Origin of the sequence: Citrobacter sp. 506 (assembly GCF_050434985.1) — a bacterium.
GTDB lineage: Bacteria > Pseudomonadota > Gammaproteobacteria > Enterobacterales > Enterobacteriaceae > Citrobacter > Citrobacter braakii.
This window is the reverse complement of sequence record NZ_JBNDJN010000003.1, coordinates 415,051-431,845: the sequence shown is the minus strand read 5'-3', so window position 1 is coordinate 431,845 and position 16,795 is coordinate 415,051. Positions and strand designations below refer to the sequence as shown.

General features: G+C 53.3%; 14 protein-coding genes. All 14 read right to left on the bottom strand.

Translation table 11 applies throughout. The features are described from left to right. Positions 1 to 51: 51 nt before the first annotated feature. Positions 52 to 1,119 (bottom strand): undecaprenyldiphospho-muramoylpentapeptide beta-N-acetylglucosaminyltransferase, encoded by a 1,068-nt coding sequence (murG, locus tag ABIE10_RS14985; protein WP_429156184.1) that lies wholly within the window; start codon positions 1,117 to 1,119, stop codon positions 52 to 54. Then, positions 1,116 to 2,360: a cell division protein FtsW gene (ftsW, locus tag ABIE10_RS14980; protein ID WP_016151696.1), complete on the bottom strand. Its 1,245-nt coding sequence runs from the start codon at positions 2,358 to 2,360 to the stop codon at positions 1,116 to 1,118. The genes murG and ftsW overlap by 4 nt, the downstream gene beginning before the upstream one ends. Continuing rightward, complete coding sequence (gene murD / locus ABIE10_RS14975; RefSeq protein WP_016151695.1) at positions 2,360 to 3,676, bottom strand: UDP-N-acetylmuramoyl-L-alanine--D-glutamate ligase; 1,317 nt, start codon at positions 3,674 to 3,676, stop codon at positions 2,360 to 2,362. Before murD ends, ftsW begins: the two co-directional genes overlap by 1 nt. Before the next feature lie 2 nt (positions 3,677 to 3,678). Further along, entirely contained in the window at positions 3,679 to 4,761 is a 1,083-nt protein-coding gene (gene mraY / locus ABIE10_RS14970; RefSeq protein ID WP_016151694.1) for a phospho-N-acetylmuramoyl-pentapeptide-transferase, read from the bottom strand. Then, entirely contained in the window at positions 4,755 to 6,113 is a 1,359-nt protein-coding gene (gene murF, locus ABIE10_RS14965; RefSeq protein ID WP_429156181.1) for a UDP-N-acetylmuramoyl-tripeptide--D-alanyl-D-alanine ligase, read from the bottom strand. Before murF ends, mraY begins: the two co-directional genes overlap by 7 nt. Beyond that, a complete protein-coding gene (murE, locus tag ABIE10_RS14960) occupies positions 6,110 to 7,597 on the bottom strand; it encodes a UDP-N-acetylmuramoyl-L-alanyl-D-glutamate--2,6-diaminopimelate ligase (protein ID WP_429156179.1) in 1,488 nt (495 codons plus the stop codon). Before murE ends, murF begins: the two co-directional genes overlap by 4 nt. Beyond that, the gene (ftsI, locus tag ABIE10_RS14955; protein WP_016151691.1) at positions 7,584 to 9,350 is read right to left on the bottom strand and encodes a peptidoglycan glycosyltransferase FtsI; all 1,767 of its coding nucleotides are present in this window, start codon (positions 9,348 to 9,350) and stop codon (positions 7,584 to 7,586) included. Before ftsI ends, murE begins: the two co-directional genes overlap by 14 nt. Before the next feature lie 15 nt (positions 9,351 to 9,365). Further along, complete coding sequence (gene ftsL, locus ABIE10_RS14950) at positions 9,366 to 9,731, bottom strand: cell division protein FtsL (RefSeq protein ID WP_006686695.1); 366 nt, start codon at positions 9,729 to 9,731, stop codon at positions 9,366 to 9,368. Continuing rightward, positions 9,728 to 10,669 carry a 16S rRNA (cytosine(1402)-N(4))-methyltransferase RsmH gene (gene rsmH / locus ABIE10_RS14945; RefSeq protein WP_016151690.1) on the bottom strand — a complete coding sequence of 314 codons (942 nt, stop codon included), beginning with the start codon at positions 10,667 to 10,669 and terminating at the stop codon, positions 9,728 to 9,730. The genes ftsL and rsmH overlap by 4 nt, the downstream gene beginning before the upstream one ends. A gap of 1 nt (position 10,670) precedes the next feature. Next, positions 10,671 to 11,129: a division/cell wall cluster transcriptional repressor MraZ gene (gene mraZ, locus ABIE10_RS14940; RefSeq protein ID WP_005124560.1), complete on the bottom strand. Its 459-nt coding sequence runs from the start codon at positions 11,127 to 11,129 to the stop codon at positions 10,671 to 10,673. A gap of 613 nt (positions 11,130 to 11,742) precedes the next feature. Next, complete coding sequence (gene cra / locus ABIE10_RS14935; protein WP_016151689.1) at positions 11,743 to 12,747, bottom strand: catabolite repressor/activator; 1,005 nt, start codon at positions 12,745 to 12,747, stop codon at positions 11,743 to 11,745. Positions 12,748 to 12,922: 175 nt separating this feature from the next. Continuing rightward, on the bottom strand, positions 12,923 to 13,414 hold the full coding sequence (gene ilvN, locus ABIE10_RS14930) for an acetolactate synthase small subunit (RefSeq protein WP_003829566.1): 492 nt from the start codon (positions 13,412 to 13,414) through the stop codon (positions 12,923 to 12,925). Between the two features lie 2 nt (positions 13,415 to 13,416). Then, a complete protein-coding gene (ilvI, locus tag ABIE10_RS14925) occupies positions 13,417 to 15,141 on the bottom strand; it encodes an acetolactate synthase 3 large subunit (protein WP_016151688.1) in 1,725 nt (574 codons plus the stop codon). Positions 15,142 to 15,459: 318 nt separating this feature from the next. Further along, complete coding sequence (leuO, locus tag ABIE10_RS14920; RefSeq protein ID WP_016151687.1) at positions 15,460 to 16,407, bottom strand: transcriptional regulator LeuO; 948 nt, start codon at positions 16,405 to 16,407, stop codon at positions 15,460 to 15,462. Between the last annotated feature and the right edge of the window lie 388 nt (positions 16,408 to 16,795).

The following is a 16,795-nucleotide window of genomic DNA, read 5'->3' as shown; positions in this document are numbered from 1 at the left end:
TCTTTAGCCATTAACTTCTTAGTTCATGCGATGCAAAAGGCATCACCACAATTACGCCCGGGCAGCCCGGCTCACTTCATTTGCAACGCGCTCTGTGGCATCCGGTATGGATGCGGCGCGCGCACGTTCTGCCATGGTTAATAACGTTTCTCGCGACCACCCGGCAAGGGTGCTGGCGACGGCATCCACAGTAAACTGCGGCTGCTCCAGAATTTTGGCGGCGCCCGCTTTCTCCAGCGGCAGCGCATTCCAATACTGCTGTCTGTCTTTGTGCTGGAACGGCACAAACAGCGCAGGCAAACCCGCGGCGGCAATTTCGCTCACCGTCAGCGCGCCTGAGCGACAAACCACGACATCAGCCCACGCGTAGGCCGCTGCCATATCATCAATAAACTCAGTGACCTTGTGCTGCGGTTGTCCCGCGTCGGCATACGCCTGTTCAACGGTCTGCTGCGCGCCTTTGCCGCTCTGATGCCAGATAGTCACCGCGTCGCCAAGCTTTGCGGCAACCTGCGGCATCGTCTGGTTCAGTACGCGTGCCCCCTGAGATCCCCCGACGACCAATACACGAACCGGACCTTCACGCCCGGCCAGACGCGCTTTGGGCAATGGCAGCGCCAGCACGTCAGTGCGCACCGGGTTACCTACCACTTCCGCATTCGGGAAAGCACCAGGAAAAGCCTGCATCACCGTAGTGGCAATCTTCGCCAGCCATTTGTTAGTTAATCCCGCAATGCCGTTCTGCTCATGCAGTACAACCGGAATACCTAATGACCAGGCCGCCAGACCGCCAGGGCCAGACACGTAGCCGCCCATACCCAGCACCACATCGGGTTTAAACTGCTTCACGATGGCGCGCGCCTGACGCCAGGCATTAAAAATACGCACAGGTGCGGCAAGCAGCGCATTGACGCCTTTACCACGCAAACCGGAGATACGAATAAAGTCAATTTCAATGCCGTGTTTCGGCACTAAGTCCGCTTCCATACGATCGGCGGTGCCCAGCCAACGAACCTGCCAGCCCTGGGCCATTAAATGGTGCGCGACCGCCAGCCCCGGGAATACATGCCCGCCGGTACCGCCTGCCATCACCATTAACCGCTTCGGTTGACCACTCATCGTGCACCTCGTGTAAACGCCTGGGCTTTTTCCAGACGCGTTTCATAATCAATACGTAACAAAAACATGATGGCCGTCGACATAATCAACAAACTTGAACCACCATAACTGATCAGCGGCAGCGTCAGACCTTTGGTTGGCAGCATACCCGCCGCCGCACCGACGTTTACCAGTGCCTGGAAGCTAAACCAGATCCCGATTGAGCAGGCTAAAAAGCCTGAAAAACGGTGGTCAATTTCCAACGCCTTACGGCCAATCGACATCGCGCGAAAAGCGACGAAGAATACCATTAAAAGTGCCAATACCACACCGATATAACCCAGCTCTTCCCCAATGATGGCGAAGATGAAGTCGGTGTGCGCTTCTGGTAAATACTCCAGTTTTTGGACTGAATTACCTAAGCCTTGCCCCCAAACCTCACCGCGACCAAATGCCATCAGGGATTGCGTCAGCTGGTAGCCACTGCCGAACGGATCTTCCCATGGGTTCCAGAAGGAGGTTACGCGGCGAATACGATACGGTTCGGCAAGGATCAGCAGCACGACCGCTGAAATCCCCATGCCAATGATGGCAATGAACTGCCACAGTTTCGCTCCGGCGAGAAACAGCATCGCCAGGGTAGTGACAAACAACACCACCACCGTACCAAGGTCAGGCTGTGCCAGCAGTAAAATAGCCAGCACCAGGATCACGCCCATCGGTTTTAAGAAACCGCGCAAGTTGTTACGCACTTCATCAACTTTACGCACCAGGTAGTTGGCGAGGTAACAGAACAGCGACAGCTTAGTAAATTCCGCAGGCTGAATACGCAGCGGCCCGAGCGCAATCCAGCGCGACGCCCCGTTAACGGAGCTACCCACCACCAGCACAATCAGCAGCATGATGATCGAGGCTATCAGCATCGTCGTACTGTACTTTTGCCAGAACTCCATCGGCAGACGCAGCGTCACCATCGCCAGGCAGAAGGCGAGGAAGATGTACAGTGCATCACGCTTAGCAAACAGGAAAGGATCGCCCGCCAGGCGTTGCCCTACGGGCATCGATGCCGATGTCACCATCACAAAACCGATCGCTGCCAGACCAAAGGTCAACCACAGCAGCATGCGGTCATACATGATCAGGCTATCCGCGTCTTTATCACGCGAAGCCATCACCCAGCCTTTAAGTGCCGCGAAGACCCACGCCAGGATACCCAGTCCCGGTAAGCGCGGCATTCTCAGACGAGGGAGAGATAAGCGCATCAACCCAACTCCTTCGCCAGACGGGTAAATACGTCACCGCGTTGCTCAAAGTTCTTGAACTGGTCGAGGCTGGCGCAGGCGGGCGACAGCAGCACCATATCGCCCGACTTCACGCGCGGTGCGAGCAGACGCATTGCCTGCTCCATGGTTTCAGTTTGTTCCGTAACGTCAGGTCGCAGAGCGGCAAGCTGCGCGCCATCGCGACCAAAGCAGTACAGACGAATGTTGTCGCCGGTCAGATATCGTTGCAACGGCGTAAAGTCAGCGGATTTCCCGTCGCCACCCAGCAGCAGGTGCAACGTACCGTCAACGTGCAGGCCATTCAGAGCGGCTTCAGTGCTGCCGACGTTGGTGGCTTTAGAATCGTTAATCCAGCGCACGCCGTTGTGCTCAAGCACAGTCTGGAAACGGTGCGCCAGACCGGTAAACGTGGTGAGCGCTTTCAGGCTCGACGCCCGCGGCAGACCTGCGGCATCCGCCAGCGCCAGCGCAGCCAGGGCGTTGGTATAGTTATGCTGACCGGAAAGCGTCATCTCTTTCACGTTAAGAACTTTTTCACCCTTCACTCGCAGCCAGGTTTCGCCCTGCTGACGGTTCAGGTGATAGTCACCCATGTTGATGCCAAAGCTCACGCAACGCTCATCCGCTCCGCGAACCGGCATGGTCAGCGCATCATCAGCGTTGACCACACACACTTTCGCGTTTTCATAGACGCGCAGTTTGGCCGCACGGTACTGCTGCAAGCCAAACGGATATCTGTCCATATGGTCTTCGGTGACGTTCAAAATGGTAGCGGCTACGGCTTGTAAGCTGGAGGTCGTTTCCAGTTGGAAGCTCGACAGTTCCAGAACATACAGCTCACGTTCGTCATCCAGCAGCATCAGCGCGGGCAGGCCAATATTACCGCCAACCCCCACGTTCACACCGGCCGCTTTCGCCATCTCACCTACCAGCGTAGTGACTGTGCTTTTCCCGTTGGAACCGGTGATCGCGACGATCGGTGCCTGTGCTTCGCGACAGAACAGCTCAATGTCGCCGACAATTTCAATTCCCGCATCGGCGGCGGCGCTCAACGAAGGATGCGCCAGGGCAATACCAGGGCTGGCGACAATAAGATCAGCGGCCAGCAGCCAGTCATCATTCAGACTGCCAACATGACGCTCAACCGCTTCCGGTAATTTGTCCAGGCCCGGCGGCGTCGCGCGGGTATCCATTACGCGCGGCGTCACGCCACGCGCCAGGAAGAAATCCACGCAGGACAGCCCGGTCAAACCCAGACCGATAATGACGACTTTTTTACCCTGGTAATCAGCCATGATTAACGTACCTTCAGCGTTGCCAGGCCAATCAGCACCAGCATCAGCGAAATAATCCAGAAGCGCACAATTACGCGCGGTTCCGGCCAGCCTTTCAGTTCATAGTGATGGTGGATCGGCGCCATACGGAAGATGCGCTGTCCGCGCAGCTTAAAGGAGCCAACCTGCAAAATGACCGACAGTGTTTCTACGACGAATACACCGCCCATGATCACCAGCAGGAACTCCTGACGCAGCAGCACGGCAATAATGCCCAGCGCGCCGCCCAGCGCCAGCGATCCGACGTCGCCCATAAAGACCTGCGCCGGATAGGTGTTAAACCACAAGAAGCCTAACCCCGCACCGACAATTGCCGTACAAACGATCACCAATTCGCCGGCATGACGTAAATAGGGAATATGCAGATAGTTGGCGAAGTTCATGTTACCGGTCGCCCACGCTACCAACGCAAAACCTGCGGCCACAAACACGGTCGGCATAATCGCCAGACCATCCAGACCATCGGTGAGGTTGACCGCGTTGCCAGTACCCACAATCACGAAGTACGCCAGCAGCACGTAGAACAGCCCCAACTGCGGCATCACGTCTTTAAAGAACGGCACCACCAGCTCAGTGGCCGGGGTATCTTTACCAGCCAGATACAGGGCAAAGGCCACGCCCAGCGCAATCACCGACATCCAGAAGTATTTCCAGCGCGCGATCAGGCCCTTGGTGTCTTTGCGTACCACTTTGCGGTAGTCATCGACAAAACCGATAATGCCGTAACCGACCAATACCACCAGCACGCACCATACGTACGGGTTCGACGGGTATGCCCACAGCAGTACGGAGATAACAATCGCGGTGAGGATCATAATCCCGCCCATGGTCGGCGTACCGCGTTTACTGAAGTGTGATTCCGGACCGTCGTTACGCACGACCTGTCCAAAGGACATTTTTTGCAAGCGGGCGATCATGCGCGGGCCCATCCACAAAGAGATGAACAGCGCGGTCAGCAGGCTGACGATGGCGCGAAACGTCAGATAGGAAAAGACGTTAAAGCCGGAATAATATTTGACCAAATGTTCGGCCAGCCAAACTAACATGTCCCATTCTCCTGTAATGCGCGTACTACCTCTTCCATGGCGGCACTACGTGAACCCTTCACTAAAATCGTCATAATCTGATGTTCTGCAATCAGCGCCTTAAGATGCGCGGTCAACGCGGTTTTATCCGCAAAATGCTCACCCACACCGCTGGCATGGCTAATTGCCTGACTCAGTTTCCCTGTACTCAGCACACGGTCGATACCTGCAGCCTTCGCAGCTTCACCCACCTGCACGTGGCATGCTTCGCTTTCCGCGCCAAGCTCTGCCATATCGCCAACGACCAGCACGCGGTAGCCCGGCATTTCGGACAGCACGTTTACCGCTGCGGTCATTGACCCGACATTTGCGTTATAGGAGTCATCCAGCAGTAGCTGATTTTCTGCCAGTTGAATCGGGAACAGACGCCCCGGTACCGCTTGCAGTTCCTTCAGACCCGCTTTAATCGCTTCGTGCGTCGCGCCTACCGCCATAGAGAGCGCAGCCGCCGCCAGGGCGTTAGCAATATTGTGACGACCCGGCAACGGCAGCAGAACATCAATGCTTCCGGTTGGCGTTTGCAGAGAAAACTCTGTGCCGTGTGAAGTCACATGAACATTGGCCGCCGAAAAGTCGCTGTTGGCCGCATTCGGGGAGAAGCGCCAGACTTTGCGATCGCCGATAATGCTTTGCCAGTTCAGCCAGTCGTTATTGTCGGCATTCATAATGGCGATTCCGTTCGCTGGCAGGCCGGTAAAAATCTCACCTTTTGCCTTCGCAACGCCCGCCAGTGAACCAAAGCCTTCCAGATGCGCGGCCGCCAGGTTATTCACCAGCGCCGCTTCCGGACGCGTCAGACCAACGGTCCAGGCGATTTCGCCCTGATGATTAGCGCCAAGCTCAATCACGGCATAGTCGTAATCGTTGTTTAAGCGCAACAGCGTCATCGGTACGCCGATGTCGTTATTCAGGTTGCCCGCGGTATATAAGGTGTTGCCACACTGACTCAGAATGGATGCGGTCATCTCTTTGACGGACGTTTTACCGGAAGAGCCGGTCAGCGCGACAACGCGCGCCGGAACCTGGGCGCGTACCCATGCCGCCAGTTCACCAAACGCCAGACGTGTATCTTTAACAATCAGCTGCGGCAGGTTGGTGTCCAACGGACGGCTGACCAGCAGCGCACCCGCCCCGCTCTCTTGCGCCTTGTCTGCAAAATCGTGGGCATCAAAGCGTTCGCCTTTCAGCGCGACAAACAGGCAGCCCGGCGTAACTTTACGCGTATCGGTTGTCACCGCATCAAGAGTCAGATCGACTCCTTTCAGTTCGCCACGGAGGATCTCCGCCAGTTGGCTGAGCGTTACGCTAATCATGCGATTACTCCCAGCAGACGCGCTGCCGTGACGCGGTCAGAATAGTCGAGGCGCTGCGAGCCAACGATCTGGTAGTCTTCGTGACCTTTCCCGGCCACCAGCACCACGTCGTTTTCTTTCGCCTGCATAATGGCGTTTGTCACAGCCTCTGCGCGACCTTCCATCACTTTCGCCTGTCCGGCATCCAGCATACCCGCCAGAATGTCGTTAATAATGGCGCGCGGCTCTTCGGTACGCGGGTTGTCATCGGTCACCACGATAACATCAGCAAACTGCTCGGCAATCGCGCCCATCAACGGACGTTTACCTTTGTCGCGATCGCCGCCGCAGCCAAAGACGCACCACAGTTTGCCAGTACAGTGCAGACGTGCCGCCTGCAGCGCTTTTTCCAGCGCATCTGGCGTATGGGCATAATCAACCACAACGGTGGTTTTACCCGGCGCGCTGAACACTTCCATGCGCCCACAAACCGGCTGTAATTGTGTCGCCGTTTTCAGTAAATCAGCTAACGGATATCCCAACGCCAGCAGCGTTGCCAGCGCCAACAGCAGATTGCTGACGTTAAACGCGCCCATCAGGCGACTTTCAATTTCGCCGTCACCCCATGAGGAGGTAAAACGAATTGTTGCCCCGCTGTCGTGATAATTCACGTCAATCGCCTTTAACCAACGACCGTGACAGTTCGGGTTGATGTGGTCCTCCATCGATACGGCAACCGCATCCGGAAGTTTGGCCAACCAGCGACGACCGACTTCATCATCCGCATTAACGATGGCCTGGCCGCAATGGTGCGTGGAATACAGCAGCCATTTCGCGGCTTCGTAATGTTCCATGTCGCCGTGGTAATCAAGATGGTCACGGCTTAAGTTAGTAAATACTGATGCGGCAAACTTCAGCGCCGCCACGCGATGCTGAACCAGACCATGTGAAGACACTTCCATTGCGCCAACCGTTGCGCCTTGTGCAACCAGCCCCGCCAGCACATGCTGGACATCAACGGCTGAACCGGTGGTATTTTCCGTCGGGATCACTTTGCCCAGCAGGCCATTGCCGACTGTTCCCATCACCGCGCTGGTTTCGCCAAGCAGTTGGCTCCACTGTGCCAGCAATTGGGTGGTGGTGGTTTTACCGTTGGTCCCGGTCACGCCGACCAGTCGCATTTTTTCAGAAGGCTCGTGGTAAAAGCGGCCCGCCAGTGCAGATAAACGTTCGTTAAGCTGACTGAGATAGATAACTGGAACGCCGTGCATTTCACGGATTTCACCGTCAGTAGCTTCATCTTTTGCTTCTGCAATAATGGCAGCCACACCTTGCGCTATCGCCTGCGGGATATATCGACGCCCGTCCGCCTGATGACCCAATACTGCGACAAAGAGATCGCCCGATGCAGCCATACGGCTGTCGAGCGTCATCTCCCGCAGTGCTCGCTCCGGTGCACCCGGCACCCATGGAGCAAGAAGGTCGCGCAAATTACGATCTGCCACCTGTTGCCTCGCCTTGATTATTCACAAATTCATTTTTATCGCCCGTTGTCAGCGCATCCGGCTCGATGTTCATGGTGCGCAGTACGCCGCCCATGATGGCACCAAAGACCGGCGCGGAAACGGCGCCACCGTAGTATTTACCCGCCTGCGGATCGTTGATAACAACAACCAGCGCGAAGCGCGGCTGACTCGCAGGCGCAACGCCTGCGGTATAAGCAATGTATTTGTTGATGTAGCGGCCATCCGGCCCTACTTTCTTCGCCGTACCGGTTTTAATGGCGATACGATAGCCTTTAATCGCCGCCTTCACGCCGCCGCCGCCGGGCAGCGCCACGCTTTCCATCATGTGCACTACGGTACGCACGGTTGATTCCGGGAAGATACGCTCGCCCGGAACAGGAGGGTCAACTTTGGTGATCGACAGTGGCCGATAAACGCCATAGCTGCCGATCGTTGCATAGACTCGCGCTAACTGTAACGGCGTTACCATTAGCCCGTAGCCGAAAGAGAAGGTGGCCCTCTCTATGTCAGACCACCGTTGTTTTTGAGGATATAAGCCACTGCGTTCTCCGACCAACCCCAAATTGGTCGCTTTTCCCAGCCCAAAACGTGAGTAAGTGTCTACTAACGCTGAGGACGGCATCGCTAACGCCAGCTTGGAAACACCGACGTTACTCGACTTCTGCAAAACCCCGGTGAGGGTCAATTCGCTATAACGCGCCACGTCTTTAATTTCGTGGCCATTAATTCGGTAAGGGATAGTGTTAAGTACGGTATTTTCGCGAACCACGCCACGCTGCAGCGCCGTCATCACCACCATCGGTTTGACGGTGGAACCCGGTTCAAACACGTCGGTAATCGTACGGTTACGCATCGCATCCTTCGGCGTACCGGTGAGATTGTTCGGGTTGTAGGACGGGCTGTTGGCCATCGCCAGCACTTCACCGGTGTTCACATCCACCAGTACCGCACTGCCTGACTCCGCCTTGTTAAACGCCACGGCGTTATTCAGTTCACGGTAGACCAGCGCCTGTAAACGCTCATCGATACTCAGCGCAAGGTTATGCGCCGCCTGGCTGTCGGTAGAGGAAATATCCTCAATGACGCGGCCATAACGGTCTTTACGTACAATGCGTTCGCCCGGTTGCCCGGTGAGCCATTTATCGAAGCTCTTCTCAACGCCTTCAATCCCCTGGCTGTCGACGTTAGTAAAACCGATAAGGTGAGCGGTCACTTCTCCGGAAGGATAGTAACGGCGGGATTCTTCGCGCAGGTGAATGCCTGGCAGCTTCAGTTTTTTGATGTAGTCAGCCATGTCAGGGTTTACCTGACGCGCCAGATAGATAAAGCGCCCTTTCGGGTTGGCGTTAATGCGGGAAGCCAGTTGATCGAGCGGGAGATTCAGCGCGGTCGACAGCGCTCTCCAGCGTTCACCAACGCTTACGCCGCCTGCGTCATGCACCTCTTTTGGGTCGGCCCAAATCGCCTTAACCGGAACGCTCACCGCCAGCGGACGACCTGAACGGTCAGTAATCATCCCGCGCGATGTGGACACTTCCTGTACGCGCAGAGAGCGCATGTCGCCCTGACGCACCAGCATGTCCGGCGCGATGATTTGCAGCCAGGCAACGCGCCCCAGCAGAAAACCCAGTGCCAGCAAAATACAGCCGCACAGTAACGCAAAACGCCAACTGATAAAGTTGGCTTGTTCTTCCTGGCGTTTTGGCTTGTGCGTTTTTGCCGCTGCTTTCATGCGTCGCGTTTATCCTTATTTTTGTACTACGATATTTTCTTGTGAGGGATCAACATGCTGCATTTGCAGCTTTTCCGTTGCGATCCGTTCAACACGGCTATGGTCGCCGAGCGCGTTCTCCTCAAGGATCAAGTTGCGCCATTCGATATCCAGCGCATCTCGCTCCAGAACCAGCTGCTCACGCTGCGCGGTCAGTAACCGCGTATGGTGTGCTGTTGTCACGACGGTAACCGCCGTCAAAATAATGCAAATGAACAGGCAGAGTGGCAGCTTCCCATACCGCAAAAGATCGTCACCGATCACGCCAGGCAAGGCATGGCGCTCGTTGCTTCCTATCGATCCTTTAACTTTGCTGAGGGCTTCTGTCACTCTGCTGATCATGCGTTCGTCCTCTCTGCAATACGCAGAACTGAACTACGGGCACGAGGATTTTCAGCTACCTCTTCTTCACCCGGCATCATCTTGCCTAGTGCTCTTAACTCACGGCCGCCCAGCTTTTTGATCTGCGCTTCAGTCATCGGTATTCCAGCCGGAACCTGAGGACCACGGCTTTGTTCGCGCATAAAGCGTTTCACAATGCGATCTTCAAGCGAATGGAAACTGATTACCGAAAGGCGACCACCTGGTGCCAGCACGCTGAGCGAGCTTTTTAGCGCCTGCTCTATCTCCTCCAGTTCACTGTTCACCCAAATGCGCACCGCCTGGAAGGTACGGGTCGCGGGATGTTTGAATTTGTCTTTCACCGGCATTGCCGCCGCAATCACTTCCGCCAGCTCTTTAGTGCGGGTCATCGGTTCGATGCGGTTGCGCTCTACGATGGCGCGAGCAATGCGTTTGCCGAAGCGCTCTTCGCCAAAGGTTTTAATCACCCAGGCAATGTCTGCTTCATCGGCGGTTTGCAGCCATTCGGCCGCTGACTGACCGCGTGTTGGGTCCATACGCATATCTAACGGACCGTCACGCATAAATGAGAATCCGCGCTCAGCATCATCAAGCTGTGGAGAAGACACCCCAAGATCAAGAAGAATCCCGTCGATCTTACCGGTAAGTCCGCGCTCGGCGACATAATCAGCCAGCGCAGAAAAAGGACCATGGACGATGGAAAAACGGGGATCGGTAATCGTCTTTGCAACGGCAATCGCCTGCGGATCGCGATCGATGGCCAGTAAACGCCCCTCTTCGCCAAGTTGCGAGAGGATCAGACGTGAGTGACCACCGCGACCAAATGTCCCGTCAATGTAGATGCCGTCTGGACGAATATTCAGGCCGTTTACGGCTTCATCCAGCAACACCGTTGTATGTTTATAATTTTCCATCATTTTATAGAGACAAATCCTGCAATCGTTCCGACAGCGCGCCGGTAACAGACTGCTCAGCGTCGATATCTTCCTTGACCTGTTGATACCAGGTCGTTTCATCCCACAGCTCAAACTTATTGAACTGCCCAACCAGCATCACTTCTTTCGTTAGCCCTGCGTGTTGCCGCAGAATGGGCGCTATCAATAATCGACCAGCGCTATCCATCTGACATTCGCTAGCATGACCCAACAACAGGCGCTGTACGCGACGCTCAACTGGATTCATGCTCGACAGACGCGATAACTTCTGCTCGATAATTTCCCATTCAGGCAGGGGGTACAGCAGCAGGCACGGGTGATGGATGTCAATGGTACAAACCATTTGACCGGTAGCGCTCTCGAGCAGTTGATCCCGATAACGGGTAGGCACAGATAAGCGCCCTTTACTGTCGAGATTAACTAACGTTGCTCCCCGGAACATGCCAGCCTCACCCCCGATTACCACTTTATCCCACAAATTCCCACTTAAAGGAGTTTACGGAGCGGAGGAAAACCTTGTCAAGCAAGTCACGGCGCTTAGCGGAGCAAAAAACCCATTGTTTACGGCTAATATCAGCGTTGAACAAATTCCGTACAGCAAACGAAGCAAATTAACGTCATGAATATTTGTAAGAAAAAAATCCAACAACTCATGATTGTTTAAAACAACTGAATATCATCAAAAGAAAAATATAAAGTGTCAGTTTGCGACGCGAGCGGCATTTTAGGACAATATGCAGCGAGATAACAGTACCAGTTAATCAGTCTGTACGCCGCACAGGAGCGAGATAAGGGCGAGATTGCCGCAACACACCAGTAAAGTGTTTGTTAATTCGGCAAATCCCAACATGCTTGTAACAAAATAATACAACCGTAACGCATCGTTACGTCTCAATTACCCAAAAATGGATAGTTGCATTTTTAATTCGGCATAATAGAAGAATCAATTTCAGATAATTCTAAAGAATATTCTTAATTATAATGCGGTTATTTCCGAGAACGGGATAATTGATGATGTCAGAGGCTTATCCGCCGACATCATCAATTGAGGCAACTTAGTTACGGCTTAGAATACCGCGACGGTACAGATTACGCCGTATACGCGTTAAACCTGGTTTGGGTTTACGCGGCTCATCCAGGCTTGCCAACACAATCTCCAACACGCGTTCCGCGACATCTCGATGGCGCTGCGCCACCGCCAGTACCGGGCACTGCAGGAAGTCGAGCAGCTCGTGGTCGCCAAAAGTCGCAATCGCTAAATCAGACGGTAACTGCCCGTCGCGGCGCAGGGTCACATCCATCACCCCCTGCAACAGGGCAAACGACGTGGTAAACAGCGCCTGAGGCATTGGATGCGTTTCCAGCCATTTATCAAATAACTGCGCGGCCGCCTCCCGCTCATAGCTGTTGGCATAGAGAAAATGCACTTCACGCGGATCGTCCTTCCACGCGGTACGGAAACCCTGTTCGCGCAGGAAACTGACGGACAATTCAGGAAGCGCCCCCAGATAGAGCACGGTTTCAGCAGGGAATTTACGTAACTCCTCCGCCAGCATCTGCGCATCATCCTGGTCTGCGCCCACCACGCTGGTGAAATGTTCACGATCCAGCGCGCGATCCAGCGCCACAATCGGGAATGAACTGTTCGCCCAGCGCTGATAAAACGGATGTTCAGGCGGCAAGGAAGTCGAAACGATAATGGCATCAACCTGACGTTGTAAAAGATGCTCAATACAGCGCATTTCGTTATCAGGCTGATCTTCAGAGCAGGCAATCAGTAGTTGATACCCGCGCTGACGCGCCTGGCGCTCCAGATAGTTTGCGATCCGGGTATAGCTCGTGTTTTCGAGATCCGGGATCACCAGCCCGATAGAACGTGTGCGTCCAGCACGCAGCCCGGCCGCCACGGCATTCGGGTGGTAATTATGCTCACGCACCACCGCCATGACTTTTTCAACCGTTTTGTCGCTTACGCGGTATTGCTTTGCTTTGCCGTTAATAACGTAGCTTGCAGTCGTTCGCGAAACGCCGGCCAACCGAGCGATTTCATCCAGTTTCACAATTGCCCCTTGCGTAAAATGTACAAACCATAACCTTTGAGATGGCATGGGTTAAACTTCTTAACATCTAAGCGCAGAATAATGACTGCGGCAACCGCTTTTGTCTCTGGTTACTGCTGATTTCGCAAAAAAAAGCAACCGATAGCCAATGCATCTCGCGTAGGTCAGGTAAGCGTTAGCGCATAATTTTATCGCCGCGGGAAAGCCCCACCACGCCGGAACGGGCAACTTCCACGATTTTGGCGACTTCCCGTAGCGTTGCCAGAAACGCATCCAGCTTATCGCTGGTGCCCGCCAGCTGTACGGTGTAGATCGACGGCGTAACATCGATGATTTGCCCACGGAATATCTCCGTGTTGCGTTTCACCTCTTCCCGGCCATAGCCGCTGGCCTGGATTTTCACCAGCATGATTTCTCGTTCAACGTGGGCGCCCTGCCCCAGTTCGCTGACGCGCAGAACATCCACCAGTTTGTGTAGCTGCTTTTCGATCTGCTCCAGGACTTTCTCATCCCCTACCGTTTGAATCGTCATCCGCGATAAGGTCGGGTCGTCAGTCGGCGCGACGGTCAGGCTTTCAATGTTGTATCCGCGCTGGGCGAAGAGGCCAATCACACGTGACAATGCACCCGACTCGTTTTCCAGCAATACTGATAATATCCGGCGCATAATCAGGTCCTCTCCGTTTTACTTAACCACATTTCGTCCATCCCGCCCCCACGAATCTGCATCGGGTAGACATGCTCACTGCCGTCGACGGTGACATCAACAAACACCAGGCGATGGTTACGCACATGTTCCAGCGCTTCGCCCAGCTTGCTCTCCAGTTCGCCTGGATGATTAATCTGGATACCGATATGCCCATAAGCTTCAGCAAGGCGCACAAAATCGGGTAGCGACTGCATGTAAGACTGGGAGTGACGCCCGGAGTAAATCATGTCCTGCCACTGTTTGACCATGCCGAGATAGCGGTTGTTAAGGTTAAGCACCAGTACCGGTAGCTCATATTGCAGCGCCGTCGACAGTTCCTGGATGTTCATCTGAATGCTGCCATCCCCGGTAACGCACACCACCGTTTCATCCGGCAGCGCCATTTTCACCCCTAACGCCGCGGGTAAACCGAATCCCATGGTGCCGAGGCCGCCTGAGTTAATCCAGCGGCGTGGTTTATCGAACGGATAGTAAAGTGCGGCAAACATTTGATGCTGACCAACGTCAGAGGTCACGTATGCATCCCCTTTCGTCAGACGCCAGATGGTTTCAATCACCGCCTGCGGTTTAATACTTTCACTTTGCGTGTCGTATTTCAGGCACTGACGAGCGCGCCAGTGTTCGATCTGTTGCCACCAGTCACGGTTATCATCCAGCGGCTGCTGCGATTTCTCCTGCGGCAGCAGTTCAAGCATCTGATCCAGCACCAGGCGAGCATCGCCCACAATCGGAATATCCGCAGTGACGGTTTTTGAAATTGAGGTCGGATCGATGTCGATATGCAGCACGGTCGCATTCGGGCAATATTTTGCCAGGTTATTGGTCGTTCGATCGTCAAAACGAACGCCGACGGCAAAGATCACATCAGAATGATGCATGGTCATATTCGCTTCGTAAGTACCATGCATGCCCAACATTCCCAGCGCCTGGCGATGCGTGGCCGGAAACGCGCCTAACCCCATCAGCGAGGAGACAACCGGCAGATTGAGTGCTTCGGCAATTTGCCCCAGTTGTTCGTGACAGGCGGCATTCACCGCGCCACCACCAACATAGACAACCGGTTTCTTCGCCGCGACCAGCGTCTGCAAAGCACGTTTTATCTGTCCTTTGTGCCCGGTCGTTGTCGGGTTATACGAACGCATACTCACCGACTCCGGCCAGCTATAAGGCAGTTTTTTCGCCGGATTCAGAATATCTTTCGGCAAATCCACCACCACCGGCCCCGGACGACCGCTTGCCGCCAGCCAGAAGGCTTTTTTCAGCACCTGCGGGATATCTTCCGTTTGTTTAACCAGAAAACTGTGTTTTACCACCGGGCGGGATATACCCACCATGTCGCACTCCTGGAAGGCATCGTAGCCAATCAGGGAGGTGGCGACCTGGCCGGAGAGGATCACCAACGGAATGGAATCCATATATGCCGTTGCAATCCCGGTGATCGCATTGGTTGCTCCTGGTCCGGAAGTGACCAAAACGACGCCCACTTCTCCTGTGGCACGCGCCAGGCCATCAGCCATATGTACTGCGGCTTGCTCATGACGGACTAACACATGATCAATACCGCCGACCGTATGCAATGCATCATAAATATCGAGGACGGCCCCCCCGGGATAACCGAATACCTGCTTCACACCCTGATCGATAAGCGATCGGACGACCATCTCGGCTCCAGACAACATCTCCATGGCTTGCCTCACTCTTATAATGAATTACGGTTTAACAACACATTAACCGCTGACGATGACGCATGGCAATTGACTCCGAAGGGGTGGCACTGGAGTAAATAAGAATAAAACGGAGGTAAGAATTGAATAAATGGAGAATTAAACCAGCATAAGCAATTGATATGATAAATAATCGCTTAAAAAGGGGGACTTACAGCAATTAGTCTATTTTTTTACACTTTCGGACATACGTAAAAAGTCGAGTTCAGCACAAAATTTTAGATATAAAGATAAAAGCAGAATAAACCAGATGTATTCCCCGATTTATTCTGCCAGCGGCTACTTCTTACAGACGGAGACCAACAGTTCTTCCATCCATTGATGTCCTTTATCGCGCCCCGCAGCCTCATGCCAGGAAAGATAACATGTGCGGCTATTCAATTTTAAAGGTAAAGGCAATATCTGCAGTTCTAAAGAATCGGCGAACTCTTCCGCCAACCAACGCGGCGCAATAGAGACCAGGTGCGTTTGCGACACAATATTAAGCACGCTGATTAATGCCATTCCCTGATAAGCCACGCAGGATTGTTTATCCGGTGTGTCATACCACGGCTGGCTGAATGAGGCGAAGCGATCAAGCGAAACCACGGCATGCTGTTCATGATAGAGATTGCTTTCCAGCAATGGGCCACTAATGCGCGGATGTTTTTTACTTGCCACTAACACCATTTCGTCATTGAATAACGGAACACTGGTAAATTCCGGACGACGGAATTCTTCATAGCTAATAACAAACTCAGTTTCCTGATAACGTAATTGGTGCTCGGTATTTAGATTTAGTGAGGATTTAAAAACGACATTGATGTTCGGTGCGACTTGCTCAACCCGATTATAAATCAACGAAGTAAGAATATTATCCAATGGACTGCATACGCAAAGATTGAATACACGCTCGCTGCTGGTAGGTTCAAAGCCGGAACCAGGCAGTTCATTCTGCACTAATTGTAAAGCCTGACGAACGGAGCCAAACAGCTGGAAGGCTCTTGCTGTCGGCTGGATTCCACGGCCATAACGAACAAAAAGCTCATCGTTAAACATGACTTTCAGGCGTGCCACCGCATTACTGACAGCGGGTTGCGACATCCCCAGCGTATGTGCAGCACGCGTAATATTTTGTTCCTGCATCACCGCATCAAAAACAGTTAATAAATTAAGATCAACCATGCGAAGCTGTGGCTTCCCCATCTCTATGAGATTAGATTTATCTATTATTTTTACTTCTGGCATATTTAACTCCACTGTCACTCTAAACTCCCTTTTCCCAGACGGAGTGCAGAAATAATCTCCGTTAATATGATTTACCATGCATATAAAATAAGAAAAAGGAAAAACATTAAAATTAGGAAAACATAAAGGCACAAATCTAAATGTACAAAAAAACACTACAAACGTAGTGTGGCAGATGTCACTGCGCGATGATTCATATGTTTAAATTTCGAAAACAATATAACCATAAGCGTGGCGAATACACAATCATGCGCACAGTGAATACGTTTTTAAGTTTTAATTAAACATTTCTATTATTAACACATTAAAAGTTAACATTAATTTATCAATTATAGGGTGGCACATTGATTCAATCCATTCAGAATAGCTATAAATTCTGATAAATCAT

Excerpts from the sequence above, each read along its gene's own strand:
- mraY (WP_016151694.1), bottom strand. The coding sequence starts at position 4,761 with ATGTTAGTTTGGCTGGCCGAACATTTGGTCAAATATTATTCCGGCTTT.
- rsmH (WP_016151690.1), bottom strand. The coding sequence starts at position 10,669 with ATGATGGAAAATTATAAACATACAACGGTGTTGCTGGATGAAGCCGTA.
- ftsL (WP_006686695.1), bottom strand. The coding sequence starts at position 9,731 with ATGATCAGCAGAGTGACAGAAGCCCTCAGCAAAGTTAAAGGATCGATA.
- murG (WP_429156184.1), bottom strand. The coding sequence starts at position 1,119 with ATGAGTGGTCAACCGAAGCGGTTAATGGTGATGGCAGGCGGTACCGGC.
- ilvN (WP_003829566.1), bottom strand. The coding sequence starts at position 13,414 with ATGCGCCGGATATTATCAGTATTGCTGGAAAACGAGTCGGGTGCATTG.
- leuO (WP_016151687.1), bottom strand. The coding sequence starts at position 16,407 with ATGCCAGAAGTAAAAATAATAGATAAATCTAATCTCATAGAGATGGGG.
- mraZ (WP_005124560.1), bottom strand. The coding sequence starts at position 11,129 with ATGTTCCGGGGAGCAACGTTAGTTAATCTCGACAGTAAAGGGCGCTTA.
- murD (WP_016151695.1), bottom strand. The coding sequence starts at position 3,676 with ATGGCTGATTACCAGGGTAAAAAAGTCGTCATTATCGGTCTGGGTTTG.
- ilvI (WP_016151688.1), bottom strand. The coding sequence starts at position 15,141 with ATGGAGATGTTGTCTGGAGCCGAGATGGTCGTCCGATCGCTTATCGAT.
- murF (WP_429156181.1), bottom strand. The coding sequence starts at position 6,113 with ATGATTAGCGTAACGCTCAGCCAACTGGCGGAGATCCTCCGTGGCGAA.
- ftsI (WP_016151691.1), bottom strand. The coding sequence starts at position 9,350 with ATGAAAGCAGCGGCAAAAACGCACAAGCCAAAACGCCAGGAAGAACAA.
- ftsW (WP_016151696.1), bottom strand. The coding sequence starts at position 2,360 with ATGCGCTTATCTCTCCCTCGTCTGAGAATGCCGCGCTTACCGGGACTG.